The sequence below is a fragment of the Cupriavidus sp. FW306-1B-F12B genome (assembly GCF_058781795.1).
Map to the genome: position 1 here is coordinate 224,499 of NZ_JBYSXC010000001.1, position 19,821 is coordinate 244,319.

General features: G+C 65.7%; 15 protein-coding genes. 9 read left to right on the top strand and 6 right to left on the bottom strand.

Annotation, left to right across the window (positions count from 1 at the left end; all coding sequences use genetic code 11):
- Nucleotides 1-11: 11 nt before the first annotated feature.
- Both fdxH and fdnG read right to left on the bottom strand, forming a co-directional pair.
- On the bottom strand, nt 12-902 hold the full coding sequence (gene fdxH / locus AC3WLE_RS00980; protein ID WP_492355761.1) for a formate dehydrogenase subunit beta: 891 nt from the start codon (nt 900-902) through the stop codon (nt 12-14).
- Nucleotides 899-3,988 (bottom strand): formate dehydrogenase-N subunit alpha, encoded by a 3,090-nt coding sequence (gene fdnG / locus AC3WLE_RS00985; RefSeq protein WP_492317012.1) that lies wholly within the window; start codon nt 3,986-3,988, stop codon nt 899-901. Before fdnG ends, fdxH begins: the two co-directional genes overlap by 4 nt.
- 610 nt (nt 3,989-4,598) lie before the next feature.
- On the opposite strand from fdnG, the gene AC3WLE_RS00990 reads away from it, so the two are divergent.
- Nucleotides 4,599-4,925 (top strand): hypothetical protein, encoded by a 327-nt coding sequence (locus tag AC3WLE_RS00990; RefSeq protein ID WP_492317013.1) that lies wholly within the window; start codon nt 4,599-4,601, stop codon nt 4,923-4,925.
- A gap of 69 nt (nt 4,926-4,994) precedes the next feature.
- Here AC3WLE_RS00990 and AC3WLE_RS00995 read toward each other — a convergent pair whose 3' ends face one another.
- The gene (locus tag AC3WLE_RS00995) at nt 4,995-5,954 is read right to left on the bottom strand and encodes a Bug family tripartite tricarboxylate transporter substrate binding protein (RefSeq protein WP_492355762.1); all 960 of its coding nucleotides are present in this window, start codon (nt 5,952-5,954) and stop codon (nt 4,995-4,997) included.
- Nucleotides 5,955-6,406: 452 nt separating this feature from the next.
- Here AC3WLE_RS00995 and AC3WLE_RS01000 point away from each other — a divergent pair, with 452 nt between their 5' ends.
- The 8 genes from AC3WLE_RS01000 to AC3WLE_RS01035 all read left to right on the top strand — a co-directional run bounded on the left by AC3WLE_RS01000 (nt 6,407) and on the right by AC3WLE_RS01035 (nt 16,634).
- Nucleotides 6,407-7,654 (top strand): CaiB/BaiF CoA transferase family protein, encoded by a 1,248-nt coding sequence (locus tag AC3WLE_RS01000; protein WP_492351294.1) that lies wholly within the window; start codon nt 6,407-6,409, stop codon nt 7,652-7,654.
- Between the two features lie 121 nt (nt 7,655-7,775).
- The gene (locus AC3WLE_RS01005; RefSeq protein WP_492351329.1) at nt 7,776-8,753 is read left to right on the top strand and encodes a Bug family tripartite tricarboxylate transporter substrate binding protein; all 978 of its coding nucleotides are present in this window, start codon (nt 7,776-7,778) and stop codon (nt 8,751-8,753) included.
- A 754-nt stretch (nt 8,754-9,507) separates the two neighbouring features.
- On the top strand, nt 9,508-10,503 hold the full coding sequence (locus AC3WLE_RS01010; protein ID WP_492355763.1) for a tripartite tricarboxylate transporter substrate binding protein: 996 nt from the start codon (nt 9,508-9,510) through the stop codon (nt 10,501-10,503).
- 50 nt (nt 10,504-10,553) lie between these two features.
- Nucleotides 10,554-11,348 carry an enoyl-CoA hydratase/isomerase family protein gene (locus tag AC3WLE_RS01015; RefSeq protein WP_492355764.1) on the top strand — a complete coding sequence of 265 codons (795 nt, stop codon included), beginning with the start codon at nt 10,554-10,556 and terminating at the stop codon, nt 11,346-11,348.
- A gap of 4 nt (nt 11,349-11,352) precedes the next feature.
- Nucleotides 11,353-13,455, top strand: a complete 2,103-nt coding sequence (locus AC3WLE_RS01020; RefSeq protein ID WP_492355765.1) for an acetate--CoA ligase family protein — start codon at nt 11,353-11,355, stop codon at nt 13,453-13,455.
- Nucleotides 13,456-13,467: 12 nt separating this feature from the next.
- A complete protein-coding gene (locus AC3WLE_RS01025) occupies nt 13,468-14,316 on the top strand; it encodes an alpha/beta fold hydrolase (protein WP_492355766.1) in 849 nt (282 codons plus the stop codon).
- A gap of 12 nt (nt 14,317-14,328) precedes the next feature.
- The gene (locus tag AC3WLE_RS01030) at nt 14,329-15,663 is read left to right on the top strand and encodes an MmgE/PrpD family protein (protein WP_492317021.1); all 1,335 of its coding nucleotides are present in this window, start codon (nt 14,329-14,331) and stop codon (nt 15,661-15,663) included.
- Between the two features lie 167 nt (nt 15,664-15,830).
- Nucleotides 15,831-16,634: an IclR family transcriptional regulator gene (locus AC3WLE_RS01035; protein WP_492317022.1), complete on the top strand. Its 804-nt coding sequence runs from the start codon at nt 15,831-15,833 to the stop codon at nt 16,632-16,634.
- A gap of 139 nt (nt 16,635-16,773) precedes the next feature.
- Here AC3WLE_RS01035 and AC3WLE_RS01040 read toward each other — a convergent pair whose 3' ends face one another.
- The 3 genes from AC3WLE_RS01040 to AC3WLE_RS01050 are packed head-to-tail and all read right to left on the bottom strand — an operon-like array spanning nt 16,774 to nt 19,592.
- On the bottom strand, nt 16,774-18,096 hold the full coding sequence (locus AC3WLE_RS01040; protein ID WP_492351299.1) for a phosphoribosyltransferase: 1,323 nt from the start codon (nt 18,094-18,096) through the stop codon (nt 16,774-16,776).
- Between the two features lie 19 nt (nt 18,097-18,115).
- Entirely contained in the window at nt 18,116-19,129 is a 1,014-nt protein-coding gene (locus AC3WLE_RS01045; RefSeq protein WP_492355767.1) for a zinc-dependent alcohol dehydrogenase family protein, read from the bottom strand.
- A 7-nt stretch (nt 19,130-19,136) separates the two neighbouring features.
- Entirely contained in the window at nt 19,137-19,592 is a 456-nt protein-coding gene (locus tag AC3WLE_RS01050; RefSeq protein WP_010809284.1) for a universal stress protein, read from the bottom strand.
- Nucleotides 19,593-19,821 lie beyond the last annotated feature (229 nt).

Here is a 19,821-nt window from a genome sequence, read left to right on the forward strand (position 1 = left end):
CCGGTCTCCGCTTATGCCGCGCCGTCAGTCGGGGCGTCGTGGTCGTCTGTTTCGGGGGTGTTGGGGCCGACCGCCATGAAATGCGCCGCCATGCCCACGACCGCCGCCGCGCCGACGAAGCCGGCGACGGGTTTCAGGCCATCCTTCCAGCCCGAAACGACTGTGCTGATCTCCGGGTCCTTCGGCAAGCCCGCGTAACGCTTCGGGTCGTCGGCATGTTGCAGCACATACATCACGTGGGTGCCGCCGACCCCCGCCGGGTCATACAGGCCGGCGCTGGCATAGCCGCGCTCGTTCAGCTCGGCCACGCGCTCGCCGGCAAGGGATTGCATCTCTGCCTTCGAGCCGAAGGCGATGGCGCCGGTCGGGCAGGTCTTGACGCAGGCAGGCTCCTGCCCGACCGAAACGCGGTCCGAGCACAGCGTGCACTTGTAGGCCTTGTTGTCCAGCTTGGAAATACGCGGCACGTCGAAGGGGCAGCCAGCGACGCAATAGCCGCAGCCGATGCACAGGTCGGACTGGAAGTCGACGATGCCGTTGGCATACTGGACGATGGCGCCCGGCGCAGGGCAGGCTTTCAGGCAGCCGGGATCCTCGCAATGCATGCAGCCGTCCTTGCGGATCAGCCATTCCAGCTTGCCCGCCTGGTCCTCATGCTCGGTGAAGCGCATCAGGGTCCAGGTATTGGGCGACAGGTCGCGCGGATTGTCGTAGACGCCGACATTCTCCTGCACGTCGCCGCGCAGGTCGTTCCATTCGTTGCAAGCGACCTGGCACGCCTTGCAGCCGATGCAGATCGACACGTCGATCAGCTTGGCCACTTCCATCTGATGGTCGCGGATGCGGGGGGCGGGTGTCAGCTCCGACGAGGCCGAGCTACGGATGATGTTTTGCGAGTTCATGCTTGCGCTCCCGCCACTTTTTCAATGTTTACAAGGAATGCCTTGAATTCCGGCGTTTGCGAATTGGCGTCGCCGACACCGGGCGCAAGCGTATTGGCGAGATAGCCCTTGCGGGTCGCCCCCTCGAAGCCCCAATGACAGGGGATGCCGATCTGATCGACCGCCTGCCCGGCCACCCGGAGCGTGCGCATGCGCTTGGTCACCACGGCCTTGGCAGTGATATGGCCGCGCTTGGTCGTGATCTTCACCGTGTCGCCATGGGCGATGCCCTTGTCCGCGGCCAGCTTTTCGCCGATCTCGACGAATTGCTCGGGCTGGAGCATGGCGTTCAGGTGCGAGTGCTTGGTCCAGTGGCGGAACAGTTCCGTGATGGAATAGGTCGTGGCGACATAGGGGAACTCGGTGCGGTTGCCCATCCGCTGCGCATCGTTCTGGAAGATGCGGGCGGTCGGGTTGTGCGTGACCTTGTCGTGCAGGGGGTTCTTCGCGATCGGGCTTTCAACCGGCTCGTAATGCTCGGGGAAGGGGCCGTCGATCATGCCGCCGACCGAGAACAGGCGCCCGACGCCTTCGGGCAGCATGATGAAGGGTCCGACGGGCGTGCCGGGCGCCGCAGTGAGCGGAAAGTCGGGCACGTCAGCGCCGACCCATTTCTCGCCGTTCCAATGCAGGATCTGGCGCTTGGGGTCCCAGGGATTTCCCATCTCGTCCATCGAGGCGCGGTTGTAGAGAATGCGGCGGTTCGCGGGCCAGGACCAGGCCCAGCCCGGCGTGTTGCCCAGGCCCGTGTCGGTGTTGTCGCGCCTGGCCATCTGGTTGCCCGCCTCGGTCCAGGAACCGGCGAAGATCCAGCAATAGCTTGAGGTGGTGCCGTCGTCGCGCAGTTGCGCGAACGAATCCAGCAGCTGGCCCTTGCGCAGGATCTTCTTGCCGGTCTCGTCGAACACGTCTGCCAAGGCGTAGCCGTTGGCTTCCTTGGCCATTTCCTCGGGATGCGGGCTGTGCGGATCGTGATAGGTCGCCTCGTCCCAGGTCATGTGCAGCACCTGCTCCGGGCAGGCGCCGCCTTCCTTCTCGTAAAGCCGCCGCAGCTCCATCATGATGCCGCCGAGAATGGCCGGATCATGGCGCGCCTCGCCCGGCGGCTGCTGGCCCGCGTAGTGCCATTGCAGCCAGCGGCCGGAGTTCACGACCGTCCCGTCTTCCTCGGCAAAGCAGCTCGACGGCAGCCGGAAGACTTCGGTCATGATCTCTTCGGTCTTGACGTCGTTGAACTTGCCTTCGTTGCGCCAGAAGTTGGAGGTCTCGGTCACCAGCGGGTCGATGACCACGAGGAACTTCAGTTTCGACAGCGCGGCCGAGGTCTTGTTCTTGTCAGGCATCGCCGCCAGCGGGTTGAACCCCTGGACCACATAGCCGTTGACCTTGCCCTCGTACATCAGGTCGAAATAGGCCAGCATGTCGTAGCTGCGGTCCCACTTTGGCAGCAGGTCAAAGGCCCAGTTGTTTTCGGCAGTGGCATGCTTGCCGAACAGGTTCTTCTGCAGTGAGACGAAGAACTTGGGCAGGTTCTTCCAGTAGTTCACCTGATCGGGCAGCACGGCCTTGGGCGTGGCATCGGCCAGGTATTGCTTCAGGGTCTGCTGCCTGTCGGTGGGCAGGTCCATGTAGCCCGGCAGCCGCACCGACAGCAGGCCAAGGTCGGTATAGCCCTGGATGTTGGAATGCCCGCGCAGCGCATTGACTCCGCCGCCGGACATGCCGACATTGCCCAGCAGCAGCTGGATCATCGCGGCGCCGCGGATGATCTGCGCGCCGCCGGTGTGGTGCGTCCAGCCGAGCGCGTAAAGCCAGGTCAGGGTCTTGTCCTTTGCCGAGCACGAGCCGACGATCTCGGCGATCTGCAGGAAGTCGGCCTTGCGGACGCCGGTGATCTCCTCGACCTTCTCGGGCGTGTAGCGTGACACGTGCTGCTTCAGCAGGCTGAGCACGCAGCGCGGATGGCGCATCGAGGGATCGCGTTTCGCATTTCCCGCCGCGTCCAGCTCATAGTTCCAGGAGGATTTGTCGTAGACGAGCTTCTGCGGATCGAAGCCCGAGAACAACCCTTCGTCGAAGCCGAAATCCTCGCGCACGATCAGCGACGCGTTGGTGTACGCGCGCACATAGTCGTGCTGGATCTTGTCGTGCTGCAGCAGCCAGTTGACCATGCCCATCAGGAAGGCCGTGTCCGACCCCGCCCGGATCGGCGAGAAGATGTCGGCAACCGAGGCGGTGCGGTTGAAGCGCGGATCGATGACGATGACCTTGGCCTTGTTCCTGATCTTGGCCTCGATCACCCACTTGAAGCCGACCGGATGCGCCTCGGCCGGGTTGCCGCCCATGACGATGACGACATTGGCGTTCTTGATGTCCACCCAGTGGTTGGTCATCGCGCCGCGGCCGAAGGACGGCCCCAGTGCGGAAACCGTTGGCCCGTGGCACAGGCGTGCCTGGCAGTCCAGCGCCAGCATGCCGAGCGAGCGGGCAAACTTGAAGTCGAGAACCCCGGTTTCGTTGGACGCCGCGGATGAGGCGAGCATGCCCGAACTGAGCCAGCGGTTCACCAGTTGGCCCTTGTCGTTGCGCGCGATGAAGTTCTTGTCGCGGTCGTCCTTCAGCAGGCGGGCGATGCGCCTGGTCGCATCGTCCCAACTGATGCGCACCCACTCCTTCGACCCTGGCGCGCGGTATTCCGGATACTGCAGCCGGTTTTTCGAATGGACGATGTCCAGCAGCCCCGCGCCCTTGGGGCAGAGCGAACCACGGCTGACGGGGTGATCGGGATCCCCCTCGATGTGGAAGATGCGGGGCTTCGCGTTTTTGGCGCCGTCACCCAGCGAATACATCAGCAGGCCGCACCCGACCGAGCAATAGGTGCAGTTGTTGCGCGTCTCTTTCGCACGCAGCAGCTTGTAGGGGCGCACGCCGGCAGGCGCCTGCGCCCAGGCTGTACCCAGGCCCAGTGCCGAGGCCGAGACGGCAACAGATCCAACGCCAAGGATCTTGAGGAACTGTCGACGTCCGATATTGGTGGTGTAAGTCATCGTGGTCTCATCGTCATTTCTTCTTCCGCCCATCCCTGCTGCCAGGGGTGGGGGCGATCGCATTCGAGACCCGCAGCTTCATTTGGGCGCACGTATCCCCGGGGCGCCCGGATCGCGATCGATCACGGAGATGCCCCGTCCGGCACGTCCCTGAGGTGCATGCGCAAGAGGATGACCAACCACAAATGACGTCGCGTCGCCAGTCACGACGCGACGTCATCCGTGCCGGTTTTTCGCGCGCACGGCTCCACGAGCGGAGAAATGCCGCTCAGGTTCGAATGCAGATTAATTTGGATAAGCGATGAGAATGAGCCCGAAACGCCCTGCGGATTGCCCTGCAGATGCGCGGCCCCACCGGGGCACGACGTCGGGACGGGTATCGCTCGCTGATGAGCGTAGCACGACCGGCCGATTACTCCAAATAGGGGAAAGTCCGGTTCGGCGCGGGCGGCTTATGCCCCCAGGAAGCGTCACGCTTGACTTCCATGCCGGCCGTTTCTACCAATGATATTGAACAGAACGGCGATTGGCCTGTGCCGCTGGCATTCCTGCATGCGGCGAGGGCTTGAAGATCTTTGCACTCCATGGGCTGGCAGAGGCCAGATGAGTGATGACGCAAGAGCTGACATTTCGCGCCCTGCTGTACCGCTACTTCTTCTTCGGCTGGCTGTACCGGGACGCCAGCAAGGGCAACCGCGCTGAACGAGCCCTCGCCTGGCATTTCAACAAGGCGCGCGCACATTGGCTGCTCACGTACATGCGGCGCTGGCTCTGGTGCGGTGTCTGCTGCTACGGGCTGGGTAGCATGGTGGAGCTGGTGCTGTCCGCGCCTGCACTGTCAGCACTCTTCTACGTGCCCGGAGCGCTCTGCGTGCCGGTCAATGTTGTCATCGTGGTGCTCTGGGTTGGCCTGAAGACGCTGCCGGGGCCGCTGTAAGCGGCGACCGGCTGGCCTGGCATCCGGCGGCGACGCCAGGAATGGCGCATGGGCGACCACTTCGCCCCCTCAATCCGCCGTTGCGCCAGACCGCTTCACGACTGTCGCCCACTTCCGAATCTCGCTATCCACAAACTTCCCCGTCTCAACCGGAGTCATCGGCATCGGCTCCGACCCGCGATCCGTAATGAACTTGTGCAGTTCGGGCGATTGCAGTGCCTTCACCGTCTCCGCATTGAGCTGATTGACGATTGCCGGCGGCGTGCCCGCGGGCGCCATCATCACCGCCCATCCAAGCGCTTCGAAACCCGGTACGCCTTCCTCACGCACGGTTGGCACCGACCGCAACTGCGGCACGCGCTTTGACGTTGTTACAGCAAGCGGCACGGCCTTGTTGGTCTGGATCAGCGGCAGGGCCGCGGTCACGGAATCGACCATCAGCGGAATCTGGTTGCCCAGGAAATCCGCCTGCGCGGGGCCGCTGCCCTTGTAGGGAATATGCACGATAAACACGCCGGTCTGCGCTTTGAGCATCTCGGCAGACAGGTGCTGCGTGCCGCCGATGCCAGCGCTGGCATAGCTGTACTTGCCCGGTGCGGCCTTGGCCTTGGCGATCAGGTCGCGCAATGACGTGAAGCCCGATTGTGGCGTGGCCAGGAACACCAGAGGCACCGAGAACACACCCGAGATCGGCGCGAAGTCCTGACGCGGATCGTAATTGGTCTTCTTGTACAGCGTCTGGTTGATAGCCATCGCGCTGCCGCCCATGACGAGCGTGTAGCCGTCGGCCGGGGCTTTCGCGGCCACTTCCATGCCGATGTTGCCGCCGGCGCCGGCGCGGTTTTCCACCACGATGGACTGACCGAGCTGCTTGCCCAGCCTCTCGGCCAGGGCGCGCGCGAAGATGTCAGTGGCCTGTCCGGGCGGGAACGGCACGATCAGCTTGATAGGGCGCTCCGGATAGGCGGCGTGGGCGGTGCCGGCGACGGCCAGCAGCAGCGCAACAATGTGTTTGCTCGACGGCTTCAACGGAATCTCCTCGAATGATTGTCGGTGTGTGACGAGGCGCCCGGATCCCGGAAGAGGGCAAGGTGACGCGCGCGTCTAATATCAATGTTATGGGCCAAATGCCTGGGGGCGCACCGCGCTTCGCCCGCCCCCAGGATCAACTGTCAAATTTTATTGAACATTTTGTCAATGTGAAGAGGGATTGTATAGCGCATTTATCCAAGCAAGAATGCTAGGCTGACCGCGATGGGGACCTTTCACGCCCGAGGAAGAGCTTCTGCTTCCTTCTGTCGCACCCGTCGTCGGCGATGCGCTGGGTCTTCATCACCGGTACCGACGTTCGGGATTCCGGCACGCGCCATCCAGCGTGCTGCGCTGTGGCAGCCCTGCCGGCATCGCGTGACGCCAGCCCGACATAAGCTACGATTATTCACAGACGGCTCGTGCCTCGAAACAGCCCATGGAGACCAACAATGCAGACGCCTGATCAATCCCAAGGCATCGACTTCCCGCTTGAGGGCGTGCGCGTACTCGACCTGTCGCGCGTGTTTGCGGGGCCGCTGTGTGGCCAGGTACTGGCCGATTTCGGCGCAGAGGTGGTCAAGGTGGAACACCCCGGCCGCGGCGACGACACGCGCGACTGGGGCATGCGCATCGGCAAGACCGAGACCACCTACTACAACAGCATGAACCGCAACAAGCGGTCCATCACGCTGGATCTGCAGAGCAAGGAAGGCGTGCAGATCGTCTACGACCTGCTGCCGCAGTTCGACGTGGTCATCCACAATTTCAAGACCGGCGGGGCCGAGAAGCTGGGCCTTGGCTACGAACAGCTCAAGGCGATCAAGCCCGAGCTGATCTACTGCGCGGTTTCCGGCTACAACAGCAGCGGCCCCGAGGCCAAGCGTCCCGGCTACGACCTGGTGATCCAGGGAGAGGCCGGCCTCATGGCACTCAACGGCGAAGCCGACACGCCGCCGCTGAAGTTCGGTGTGGCCGTGGTGGACCTGATGACCGGCATGTATGCCGCGCAGGCGGTGCTGGCTGCCTTGTTCCGCCGCGAGCGCAAGGGCAAGGGCCAGCTGATCGAGATGGCGCTGTACGACTGCGGGCTGATGGTCACCGGCTACTACGGCCTGGACGCCATGCTGCTCGGGCGCGACCCCGCCCGCTATGGCAATGCCCATCCGTCCATCGTGCCCTATGGCATGTTCGAGGCCGCCGATGGCCCGCTGATCATCGCCGTGGGCAACAACAGCCAGTTCGACAAGTTCTGCCGCCAGGTTATCGAGCGTCCGGACATCGTCGAGGACCCGCGCTATGCCACCAATGTGGAGCGCGCCAGGAATCGCGAGACGCTGACCCCGCTGATCACGGGCCTGATCCGCAGCTTTGCGCGCGACCTGCTGCTCGAGCGCATGACCGCCTGCGGCATTCCCTGCGGCAAGGTGGCGGGACTGCACGAGGCTTTGACCAGCGAACGGACCCGCGAGGGTGGTCTGCTGCGCGAGATGCCCCATCCCGTGGCAGGCAGCACGCACGTGTTCGCGCCCCCATATCGTCTGGATGGCCAGCGCCTGCCGATCCGCAACGCGCCGCCGACGCTGGGCGAGGGCACGCGGGCGGTACTGCAGAACCTGCTGCAGATGAGCGATGAGCAACTGCAGGATCTGCAGGCCCGCGGCGTGCTGACGCTGCCCGAGGCACCGCAGCAAGCCTGAGTATTCGCGCCGCGCGGACGCTCATGGGCGTGCGCGCAGCCCTGCCCGGCAAGGGGGGCTTGGGTTCCCTTGCACTGATTCAACCTGGAACAACATCGTGCGCACTCGAAATTTCACCCGTATGGTCCACTCCCGGCGTCGTGCCATTCTGGCCCTGGCCGCGGTGCCGCTGCTGGTCGGCAGCGCTTTCGCGCAATCCTGGCCCAGCAAGCCGATCAAGCTTGTCGTGCCGTTCCCGCCGGGCGGGCCCACGGATACTGCGTCGCGCATCGTCGGCCAGAAGCTGGCCGAGCGCCTGAAGCAGCCCGTCGTGGTGGAGAACCGCGCCGGTGCATCGGGTTCCATCGCAGCAGCGCAGGTAGCCAAGAGCGCGCCGGACGGCTACACGCTGATGATGCTGGCCACGCCCACGCTGCTGGCGCCGCACCTGTACAAGAAGGCGGGCTACGACACGACCAAGGACTTCACGCCCGTGGCCACCGTCTATGACCTGCCGATCGTGGTGGTGGTCAACCCGACGCTGCTGCCCAACGTGACCGACCTGCCCAAGCTGATCGCACAGGCCAAGGCACAGCCGGGCAAGCTCAACTACACCAGCTCCGGCGCGGGCAGCTTCGGCCACCTGAGCATGGAACTGCTCAAGCAGATGGGCGGCTTCGAGATGCAGCACGTGCCCTACAAGGGCGGCGTGCCCGCGATCAGCGACACCCTCGGTGGCCAGGTCCCGATCATGTACGCCGACCTCGTCGCCGCGCTGCCGCACATCCAGGCGGGCAAGCTGCGCGCCATCGCGGTCGGCTCGCCGCAGCGCGTGAGCATGCTGCCGGACGTCAAGACCATTGCCGAGCAAGGCTTCAAGGGCTACGACGCCGTTTCCTGGGGCGGCCTGCTGGCGCCGCCGGGAACGCCCAAGGAGGTGGTGGACCGCGTGTCGGGCGAGGTCGGCAAGATCCTGGCCGACAAGGATGTACAGGACAAGTTGCTGAAGGCCGGTGCCATTGCCAACTACCAGGCGCCGGCGCAGATGGGCCAGCGCATCCAGCAGGACTATGCCAAGTGGGGCAAGGTGATCCGCGAGAAAGGCATCGCGGTCGAGTAAGCGTCTGCAATCCGGGCACGCTGCAAGGGCGTGCCCGGTGCCAGTTGGCGAGGGTGGACTGCTGTGTGTATAGCAGCCTGCCATTGCGCCTGCCGTCACCTGTTCCGGCTTCAGGCCGAGCACGGCTGCGACATTGGCCTGGTCGACGGTCTGGAGCTGCGAGCCGGCCCGGACGGTGCATTGGTTGCCGCGGAAGTCGATGGTGCAGTTAAGCGGTTCCCCTTCGCCTCGGGAAGCGGGTGCCACAGGCTACCAGCAGTCTTCGCCCGACACTTCTCATTTGCTTTTCAATCCGTTCGCCTTCTGCGCGTTCTCCAGGGCTTGCTTCTCCGCTGCCGCGCCAATAGCCGCTTGCCGGTTCTGTTCGGCTGTATAGCACGCATCGCGGCCGACTCCCTGCGCCCGGCAATCGGCCATGCGTTGCGCCGGGCGAACAACCCGCCATGATCGCCACTGCTGCGGTGGCCGCAAACAGGATTCGCATAGCTTCTCCTTCTTCGCTTCTTTGTCGGAAATGGCAAAGATGGCATGGCGCGGCCTGCAGGCAGGCACGGCCAGTGGTCTGGCCGATCTCGCGGAACACTACGCCTGGCAGCCCGGCACCGCGCGGGATGGCGTCCCATGAATTCCATGCAGTGGAATTGTGGGGGTGTGGAATCGCCCGCCTGGGCCTAAGCTGTCTCCAACAAAGAAACGCGCCCGGTGCATGCAGTGTGATGGCCGCGGCGTTCCGACTCGTTCCAGGAGACAAAGCATGCATCCGTTCTGCACCGGATTGTTCCGCCGGCTTGCCAAGGCAGCCATCCCGTTCCTCATGGCCGCGACAGCGCCTTTGCCGGCGCTCGCAGCCTTTCCCGACAAGCCGATCCGCATGGTGGTGCCGTTCGCCCCCGGCGGCGGCACGGACCTGGTGGCGCGTGCCATGGGCATTACCATGGGCGAGGACCTTGGCCAGCCCGTCATCGTCGATAACAAGCCGGGCGGCAGCACCATTATCGGCACCGATGCGGTGGCCAAGAGCGCGCCAGACGGCTACACGCTGGTGATGGCGACGCTGGCCCACGCGGTCAACCCGAGCCTGCACAAGAAACTGCCGTTCGATACGGAGAAGGCGTTCGCGCCGGTCATGCTGGTGGGCCGCTCGCCCAACGTGCTGGTGGTGAAGCCGGACAGCCCCATCAAGACCGTGCAGGACCTGATCGCCGCCGCCAAGGCCAAGCCGGGCAAGCTCAACTACGCCTCGCAAGGCGCCGGCACTTCGGCGCACCTGGCCGGCGAGCTGTTCAAGAACATGGCCAGGGTCGACTTGAACCACATTCCTTATCGCGGCGCCGGCCCGGCGATCACGGACCTGCTCGGCGGGCAGGTCGATGTGATGTTCGCCACGGCAGCCGCGGTGGCGCCGCACCTGGAGAGCGGCAAGCTTCGGGCGGTGGCGGTCACGACCGCGCAGCGCTCGCAGGCGCCGGCGCTGAGCAAGATTCCGACGATTGCGGAAAGCGGTGTGCCCAACTATGTGGCGGATAGCTGGTATGGCCTGTTCGTGCCGGCCGGCACGCCGCCGGCGGTGATCACGCGACTGAACGCCGCGGCGAAGAAGGCCGTGCACACCGACGCGTTCCGCAAGCGCGCCGAACAGGAAGGGCTTGCCATCGGTGGCGGCACGCCAGACGAGTTCGGCCGCTACGTCAAGGCCGAGAGCCAGCGCTGGAGCAAGGTCATCAAGGATGCCCACATCACGGCCGACTGAGCGCGGCACTCGTAAAAAAACAGATCGCACACATAGCACCGGACAGGACCATGGACAACTATTCCCTGATTGAACTGAAGATCGAATCGGGCATCGCGCTGCTCGCCTTTAACCGCCCCGACAAGCGCAATGCCATGAGCGACGACATGCGCTCGGAATTCATCGACGCCCTGGAGCGCGTGGCGGCGGACAAGGCGATCCGCGCCCTGGTGCTCACCGGGAACGGCAAGGGCTTCTGCGCCGGCGGCGACGTGGCCGGCATGCAGCGCCGCATGGAGGCGCCCATCGGCGAAGTGGGCTTCAACGGCTGGAGCCGCCAGCAGCGGGTCCACCACACCGTGAAACTGCTCCACACCATGCCCAAGCCCACCATCGCCGCGGTCAACGGTGCCGCGGCCGGGCTGGGTGCCGATACCGCGCTGTGCTGCGATTTCGTGCTGGCGTCCGAAGCGGCGTCGTTCTCCTGGTCCTATATCAACCGGGGCCTGATCCCGGACGGTGGCGGCATGTATTTCCTGCCGCGCCGCGTAGGGCTGTCGGCAGCGAAGGAACTGGTCTTCACGGGCCGCAAGGTCGAGGCGCAGGAGGCCGCGGCCCTCGGCATCGCGGACCGCCTGAGCAAGCCCGGAGCGCTGATCGACGATGCGCTGAGCTGGGCGGCGCAACTGAGCCAGGGCTCGGCTACCGCGATCGCGCTGGGCAAGAGCATCATGAACCAGTCCTTCGAACTGCCCGCCGACCAGGTCTTCGCCCAGGGCAGCCAGGCGCAGGGCATCTGCTACACCAGCACCGAGCATCGCGACTCCGTGCTGGCTTTCCTGAACAAGACCGCCAGCAAGGCCTGACCACATGAATGCCATCCAACGACTTGTCACGCCGCGCAGCGTTGCCGTGATTGGCGCATCCGCCGATCCCGCAAAGACTGCCGGCCGCCCGGTTTCCTACCTGCGCAAGCATGGGTTCAGCGGGGCGATCTACCCGGTCAACCCCAAGGTCGAGTCGATCGACGGGCTGCCTTGCTATCCTGACATTGCCTCGCTGCCCGAAGTGCCGGACGTCGGCATCGTGCTGCTGGGCGCCGAGCGTGCGCACCTGGCGGTGCGCGACCTGGCGGCGCGCGGCGCGGGCGCGGCCATCGTGCTGGCAAGCGGCTATACCGAGACCGGCGCCGAGGGCGCGCGGCGCCAGGCTGAGCTGATCGAGGCGGCCGGCAGCATGCGCCTGCTGGGGCCCAATACCATCGGCCTGGTCAACCTGACCGACAACATCCCGCTGTCGGCCAGCGGCGCGCTGGAGATGGACCAGTTCCCGGCCGGCAGCATTGGCGTGGTGTCGCAAAGCGGCGGCATCCTCGGCGCCTTGCTGTCGCGCGCCGCGGCGCGCGGCATCGGCCTGTCCAAGCTGGTTTCGACCAGCAATGAAGTCGACCTGGATCTGGCTGACTTTATCGATTACCTGGCCGATGACGAGGCCACCCGCGTGATCGCGCTGTATGTCGAGAGCGTGCGCAACCCGGAGACCTTCCGCCGTGCGGCGCTGAAGGCGGCGCGCGCCGGCAAGCCGGTGGTGGCGTTCAAGATCGGCCGCTCCGAGAGTGGCGCGCGCGCCGCGGTGTCACATACCGGCGCGCTGGCCGGTGCGGATCGCATGTATGACGCGCTCTTTGAACAGGTCGGCGTGATTCGCGCGCAGACCTTCTCGGACCTGCTCGACATGCCCGCGGCCCTGGCTACCGGGCGCAAGCTGACGGGCAACCGTGTTGCGATCCTGACCTCGACCGGCGGCGCCGGCACGCTGGTCTCCGACAGCCTGGGCGTAGCCGGCTTCGAGACCCCGGCCCCTGACGAAGCGACCGCGGCGAAGCTGCGCGCGCTGCAGAAGGGCGACCACGCGGCGCTCGACCGCAACCCGATCGACGTGACCCTGGCCGGGCTGCAGCCCGACCTGCTCCGCGCAGCGATCCGCATCCTGCTCGACAGCCCGAGCTACGACGCGGTCGCAGTCATCGTGGGCTCGTCCAGCCTGGCCATGCCGGACCTGATGGCCAATGCCATTCGCGACTGCCTGCCCCATAGTGACAAACCGGTGATTGCGTACGTGAGCCCGCATGCGCCGGAAGTCGCATCGCTGCTCAATCGCCGTGGCGTGCCGGCGTTTTCCGCGCCGGAGGCGTGCACGGTGGCGATCGACGCGATGCTGCGTGCCGGCAAGCTCGGTGCGGTCGGCGAAGCGGGCACCCCCACGCTGCCGTTGCCGGATCTCGCCGCCTATGGCACCGGCTCGATCGACGAAGCCGCAGCCAAGACCTTGTTCGCCGGTTTCGGCGTACCGGTTGCGAAGGAGGTTGTGGTTGCCGATGGCGCCGAGGCGATGGCGGCTGCGCAAGCCTTCGGCGGCAATGTCGTGCTGAAGATCCTGTCGGCCGAGATCACCCACAAGAGCGATGTCGGCGGCGTGGCCGTCAATGTCCCGCCTGCGGAGGTGGCAAGCCGGCTGGCAAGAATGGCAAGCGACGTGCAGTCGGCCACGGGTATCGCGCCCCAGCGCTTTCTGGTACAGGAAATGGTCAAGGGCGGCGTCGAAGTGATTCTCGGCATGCACCGCGACGCACTCGGCACTGCGATCCTGCTCGGCATGGGCGGCGTGACTGCCGAGCTGTTCGGCGATACCACGCTGCGGCTGCTGCCTGGCGAGCGCGGACTGAGCCGCGACGCCGCGCTGGCGATGATCGGCCGCCTGAAGACGGCCCCGCTGCTGCAGGGCTTCCGGGGCCGGCCGAAGGCGGATGTGGAAGCGCTGGCCGACGCGATCGTCGCCTTCTCGCGCATGGTCGCCACGCTTGGCGACCGGCTGGCCGAGGCGGAGATGAATCCCGTGTTCGTGCTGCCCGAAGGGCAGGGTGTGGTGGCCGCCGATGGCGTGGCGGTGCTGGCCGGCAACGACAAGCCCTGACGGGACCCTGGCATGTGCAACGAGCGCGACGGTGCCCTGGTGACCTCGGTCGATGGGTGCGAGATCATCTGGCGAAGCTTTGGCGACGGCCCGGCGAGCGTGCTGCTGCATGGCGGCCATGGCAACTGGCAGCACTGGATGCGCAATATCGGGCCGTTGTCCCGGAGCCGCCGGCTACTGGTGCCAGACATGCCGGGTTTTGGCGATTCAGGTGCGGCGCCGCGCGCCGACCTGCCGGGATTCGTCGAGGTCCTGGCCCGCTCGCTGGCCCAGCTATCGCCTGGCCGTGTCGACCTGGTGGGCTTTTCCTTCGGCGCGCTGGTGGCGGCGCACCTTGCGACCCATGCGGGCCTTGGCGATATCGATGTCGGTCGCCTGGCGTTGCTCGGGCCGGCCGGCCATGGCGGTCCGCGCCGCATGACGCGGGCGCTGGTCGACTGGCGCCGCTGCCAAGATCCGCACGCGCTTGCCGCGGCGATGCGCGACAATCTGGCGGCATTCATGTTCGCCGACCCGGCCGCCATCGACAGCGAAGCCGTGGCCATCCACACGCGTGCCTGTCGTGCGACCCGCTTCCATAGCAAGTCGATCTCGCGTGCGGGCGGATTGCAGCAGGCGCTGGCGCGCTTTCCCGGCCCGGTATTGATGATCTGGGGCGAAACGGATGTAACCATGTCGCCCGAATCGATTGCCGGGATCGCCCGCGATTCGCGGCACGCATCAGCCGACGCGCCCGAAGTCAGTGTCAGCGTGGTGCCGGGCGCCGGGCATTGGGTCCAGTATGAGGCCCACCAACAAGTCAACCGGCTGCTGCAGGCATGGCTGCAGCAGCTCCCCGACACGCCGGCGCAGGCCGGCTGAGGAGAACCTATCTTGAATGCAACCGAGGTCTTTGGGCCTTTCTTCAGCGCCATCAAGGCAGGACCGCTGCCAGCCGAGGTGCTGCATCATGCGAAGCGCGCGCTGGTCGACTGGCATGCGGCGCTGTTCCCGGGCATCGGCACCGATGCGGTCCAGCGCCTGCAGCGCGTGCTGGAAGAAGAGCTTGGCCGCGGCAATGCCACCCTGCCAATGGGGCGACGCGCCACGGCGCGCGCCGCGGCGCTGCTCAATGGCGCTGCCGCCCACGCTGCCGAGATCGACGACAGTTTCCGTGATGCCATGTATCACCCAGGCGCCGCCACCATTGCCGCCGCCATTGCTGCGGCACAGGACGCGGGCGCCAGCGGCGAAACGCTGCTCAAGGGCATCGTCGTCGGCTATGAGGTCTCAACGCGCATCGGCGTCGTGCTGGGCCGGGCGCACTATCGCTTCTGGCACAGCACCGCGACTGTCGGCACCTTCGGCGCTGCGGCCGCCGCGGCGTTCATCCATGGCGCGAACGAGGAGCAGCTTGCCCACGCGCTGGCGACCGCGGCGACTTTCGCAGCCGGGCTGCAGCAGGCGTTCCGCATGGACTCGATGTCCAAGCCGCTGCACGCAGGCCGCGCAGCGGAGGCCGGATTGCTGGCCGCCCGCGCCGCCATCGCCGGCATCACCGGTTCGCTCGATGTGCTCGACGGTGAGACCGGCATGGGGCGCGCGATGTCGGACGGCCCTGACTGGAACGGGCTGGCATCGACGCTTGGGCAAGACTTCCATATTTGCCGGCTGACCTTCAAGAACCACGTTGGCTGCGGCCATACCTTTGCTGCAATCGACGGCGCGCTGGCGCTGAAAGCGAAGCTGGGCATCGACACCGCCCAGATCCGTCGCATCCGCGTCGCCACGTATCGTCCGGCGCTGGATATCGCCTGCTATCTCGACCCCAGAAGCGAGAACGAAGCCAAGTTCAGCCTCAAGTTCATCGTCGCCGCCGCCCTGGTGCATGGCAGCGTGCGCTTGTCGGCCTACACGCCGGAACGGTTGTGGGACAGCGAGACGCGCCGGCTGATGGACTGCATGACTGTCGAGGTCGACCCTGAAATCGACGGCTGGTTTCCTGGCAAGCGCGCGGCAAGGATTGAGATCGAAACCCTGGACGGGGCCACGGCAGACTACTTGCAGCCAAATCGCAAGGGCGATCCGGAGGACCCGCTGTCCGACGCCGACCTCGACGGCAAGCTGATCGAACTGGCAGCGCCGGTGATAGGCGCCGATGGCGCGCGCCGGCTGGCGCAGAAGATCTGGCACGTCGAGACGGAGCCGGTGGTCAGCCTGTTTGGCTGAGCAGCGGCGCCCCGGCGCCAACGCGGTCACCGGCATGACGAACACAAGCGGTGAAGGACAAGGAGATCGGCATCGAGTAGCATTGCCTGCGGCGGGTGCAACCCAGCAAATGCATGCACCGGACGCCGCTTTCCAGAACGGTCACTGGTGCGCAGTGATCCCCTGTCATGCCAAACAGCACCGTCAATATCGAACGGATCAAACCAGGCCAAGGCAAGGCGACGCCCAACCGCTCGCTCGAACGTGGCATTGCCGTACTGCGCGCCTTCCGCGCCGGCGCGTCCATGCTCGGCAACAGCGAGATTGCCGAGCGCACCGGCTTGTCCCGCTCGACCGTCAGCCGCCTGACGCAGTCGCTGATTGAGACCGGCATGCTCGAGTATGTCCCGCAGTGCCGGGCCTACCGGCTGGGTGTGCCGGTCCTCAGCATGGCGCATGCCATGCGCGACGGCTCGCAGGTTCTCAGGGTCGCGGCGCCGATGATGGCCGAGGTTGCCATGCGGCACAAGATCAATGTCGGACTGGCGGTCGCCGAGGGAGACGAGATGATCTACCTGGAGTCGTTCCGCTACAACCGGCGCCAGTCACTGCGCACGGTGGTGAGCGGGCAGCGCATCCCGATGGCGCTGACCTCTCTCGGCCGCGCGCACCTCGCAACGCTGGCACCTGAGGCGTTCAACGCGATGATGAGGGCCATGGCCGACAAGAACCGCGGCCGCGGCTGGGGGGAGCTGCGACGCGAAATCGATGCCGCGGTGTCTTCCGTGCATGAGAAAGGCTACTGCGTGGCGTCATGGCAGCCTCAGGTTGTGGCCATGGCAACACCATTGCGATTTGACGAATATGCCGTCCATGTACTGAACGTCAGCGTATCCACGCACCAGGATGCCGGTGCTGTCGAGGCGGCGCTGGCCAAGCCACTGATGGAACTTGCAGCGGCGATACAGGCGCGGATGCTGCGGGTGGAGTAAGGGCGCTGCAGTATCGAGATCCGCGCCGGCTTTCGCCCCATGCCAAAGGACGGGCTGACCGTTATTGGTCCCGAGATTGTTGCCCGGTCTTTGAGGCTGAGCCTCACGCATCAGGCACAGCCCGGAGCAACCCGCCAGGTCATCCGCCGTAACCCAGCCGGGGACAAGATGGGGGCGCAAGGTGCCGCTCGAACCAGCCTATCGTGAGTGCCGCGATGTCTTCCAGGGCCCTGCGGTCTTCAAATCCGCGGCCGCTGGTCGGGATGAGCCTCAGTTGCCGCGGACAATGCATCTGTTCGAATGCAAGATTGTTGATCTGGATGTCTTTCGGATTGCCGCTGGCACAGATCAGCAAGGCAGGGATTTCAAGCTGCCGCAGGGTTGCGCTGGCCGCGAGATCCAGCCGCCCCGCAACACAGGCTACGGCGCTGAGTTGCGTCGCGCCGCACGCGGCCGAGCGCAGGGCTGCCGCCGCTGCGGTGCCGGTACTTAGCAGGCCCACAGGCAAGCTTGCGCAGGGCGTCCCGGTACGCAGGAAGCTCAAAGTCTGGTCCAGTCTTGCCACCAGCTCATCGACCTCCGATTCCGGTGCGTCGTCGACGCGGCTGTCAGGCTGCAGGTCCACGAGCATGGTGGCGAATCCTTTCGCGCGCAGCTTGCGTGCCAGGTAATGGCTTCGGGCTGCACGGCGTTGCGCGCCACCGGCATACACCATCACCGCGACGCCGGCCGGGTTCGGCGCCGTTTCGAGCATGGCCCGCAGCCGAGTGGTCTGATACGGAATCAGCATCGCCTTGCTCAACGACGGCACGCCCGCCACCGCACCTGGCCGGGCGTGGGTCTGGGGTTGCGCTGGCGGTATCCCTGTTAACTGCCGGACGCGGTCGTCGCTGACCAGCTGGAACTCATGATAGAAGTGCGAGAGGTTCTCGATGCGGTCCGGGGTATCCAGGCAAATGACTTCGTCGGCAAGCGCGCGGACCCGGTCCAGCCCGGCTGGGGTGGCGATCGGGAGCGCGCATATGAGCCGGGCAGGGTGCCGCTTGCGCAGGCTGGCGAGGGCCGCATACATCGTTGCGCCGCTCACCAGGCCGTCATCCACGACGATCACCACGCGACCGCCCGGATCCGCCGGCTTGCGAACCGGCGTATACACGGCGCGCTGCCTGCGAAGCTGGTCGAACTGGGCATCACGCTGGCTGTCGGCGCCGCCACTTGCGTCCATTGCGTCCGTGCACCATGTCGCGCCAGAGTCGTCCAGTGCTACGCCAGGAACGATCCTGCGCGCCATCACCAGGTCGAAGTCAGCGCCCAGTGCGTCGGCCACGACGCGCCCGACCGGCACGCCGCCGCGCGGAATCGCCAGCACCAGGGCACCGGTTCCCCGATACGCGCGCAACGCCCAGGCGAGCTCTGAGCCCGCATGCTCACGTGCCTGAAAACGTGTCTGGTAACGGCTCATCGAACTATCTGCCAGGGATCTATTGACGGAGTTTCAGGACGACGGCGCCGGTAAGCCGGCCCTCGCGCAGGTCGGCCAGTGCTTCGTTGGCCTGCTCCAGCGGATACGCGGTGGTGTGCGTATGCAGCGGGGTCCGGGCGGCGATATCCATCAGCGCGAAGCCGTCGGCACGCGTGAGGTTGGCTACGGAACACAGGCGCCTTTCTTCCCAAAGCAGCTGGTAAGGCATGCTTGGGATATCGCTCATATGAATTCCGCCGCAGACCACGATGCCACCCTTGTCCACGGCGCGCAGCGCCTTGGGCACCAGCGCGCCCACCGGGGCGAAAATCAGCGCGGCGTCCAGCGGCACGGGCGACTCGAGGTCGCTCGCGCCGGCCCAGCACGCGCCGGATTGATAGGCGAGTTGCTGGGCGCCTGCGTCGCCCGTGCGGGTGAAGGCGTAGACTTCGCGGCCTTGCGCCACCGCGATCTGCGTCACCAGGTGGGCGGCGGCGCCAAAGCCGTAGATGCCGACGCGCTGCGCATGGCTGGCTGCGCCCGCCATGCGCAGCGTCCGGTAGCCGATCAGGCCGGCGCAGAGTAGTGGTGCGGCGTGTTCGTCATCGTAGCCGGGCGGAATCCGGAAACAATAGCCGCTGTCGGCAACAACGTACTCCGCATAGCCGCCATCGCGGGTATAGCCGGTGAACAACGGTGCGTCGCAAAGATTCTCGTGATGACGCAGGCAGTAGCGACAATGGCCACAGCTATGTCCGAGCCAGGGCACACCGACGCGGTCGCCCGGCTTGAAGGCGGTGACACCGGCGCCGCACAAATCCACCCGTCCGACGATTTCATGTCCCGGGATGAGCACCGGCTTGGGATGGCGCAGGTCGCCGTCGGCGATATGCAGGTCGGTCCGGCACACCCCGCAAGCCCCCACTGCAATGCGAAGTTCGCCGGGCCCCGGTTCGGGAACCGGCAAGTGGTGGAGGCGCAGCGGCAGGCCTGCGCCCTCGAAGACCATCGCACGCATGGTTTGGTGGGGCATGGCGCGCCTAACCTTCGACTTCGCTGCGGACCAGGAGCACAGGCTTGCTGGTCTTGGCAAGCACGCCTTCCGACACGCTGCCCATCAGCAGGCGCCGGACGCCGCGGCGGCCGTGGGTGCCAAGCACGATCAGGTCGGCATTCCACGCATCGGCTTCGGTGACAATGGTCAACGAGATCCGGCCGGGCGCCACCGGCTTTTCATCCAGTTTCACCGAATTGCGCACGCCTGCTTCGCTGAGCCTGGCTGAGGCGGCATCCAGCGCCTTGCGGCCGTGCGCGGTGATGTTGTCGACCAGTTCCTTGGGGTTGAAGTAACTGGCCTCGAAGAACACATCGCTGTCGTCTACCACGAACAACGCCTTGACCTCGGCCCCGGTTGCCTTGGCGATGATGATGGCCTGGCTCAGTGCCAGGTCGGAAGAACGGCTGCCATCGACGGCGAGCAGGATGCGCTGGTACATGATGGATCTCCTGAAGGGCAAGGGTGTGTTCGACGTTGCGATGCGCTGCATTCAGCGTAGGCGCCGGCCTCGATAAGCGCTTGATATAGGTCAACCCGAAGGGGCAGGCGCCGCGAGAAATTGACCGCAGACAGAAGTGATGGCCGCATGGCTTGACGGGTTTTCATACCTTTGTTCGCAGTAGCCTCCACCGCACATGAGGACGAACTTGAGCCATGTCGCCGCATGC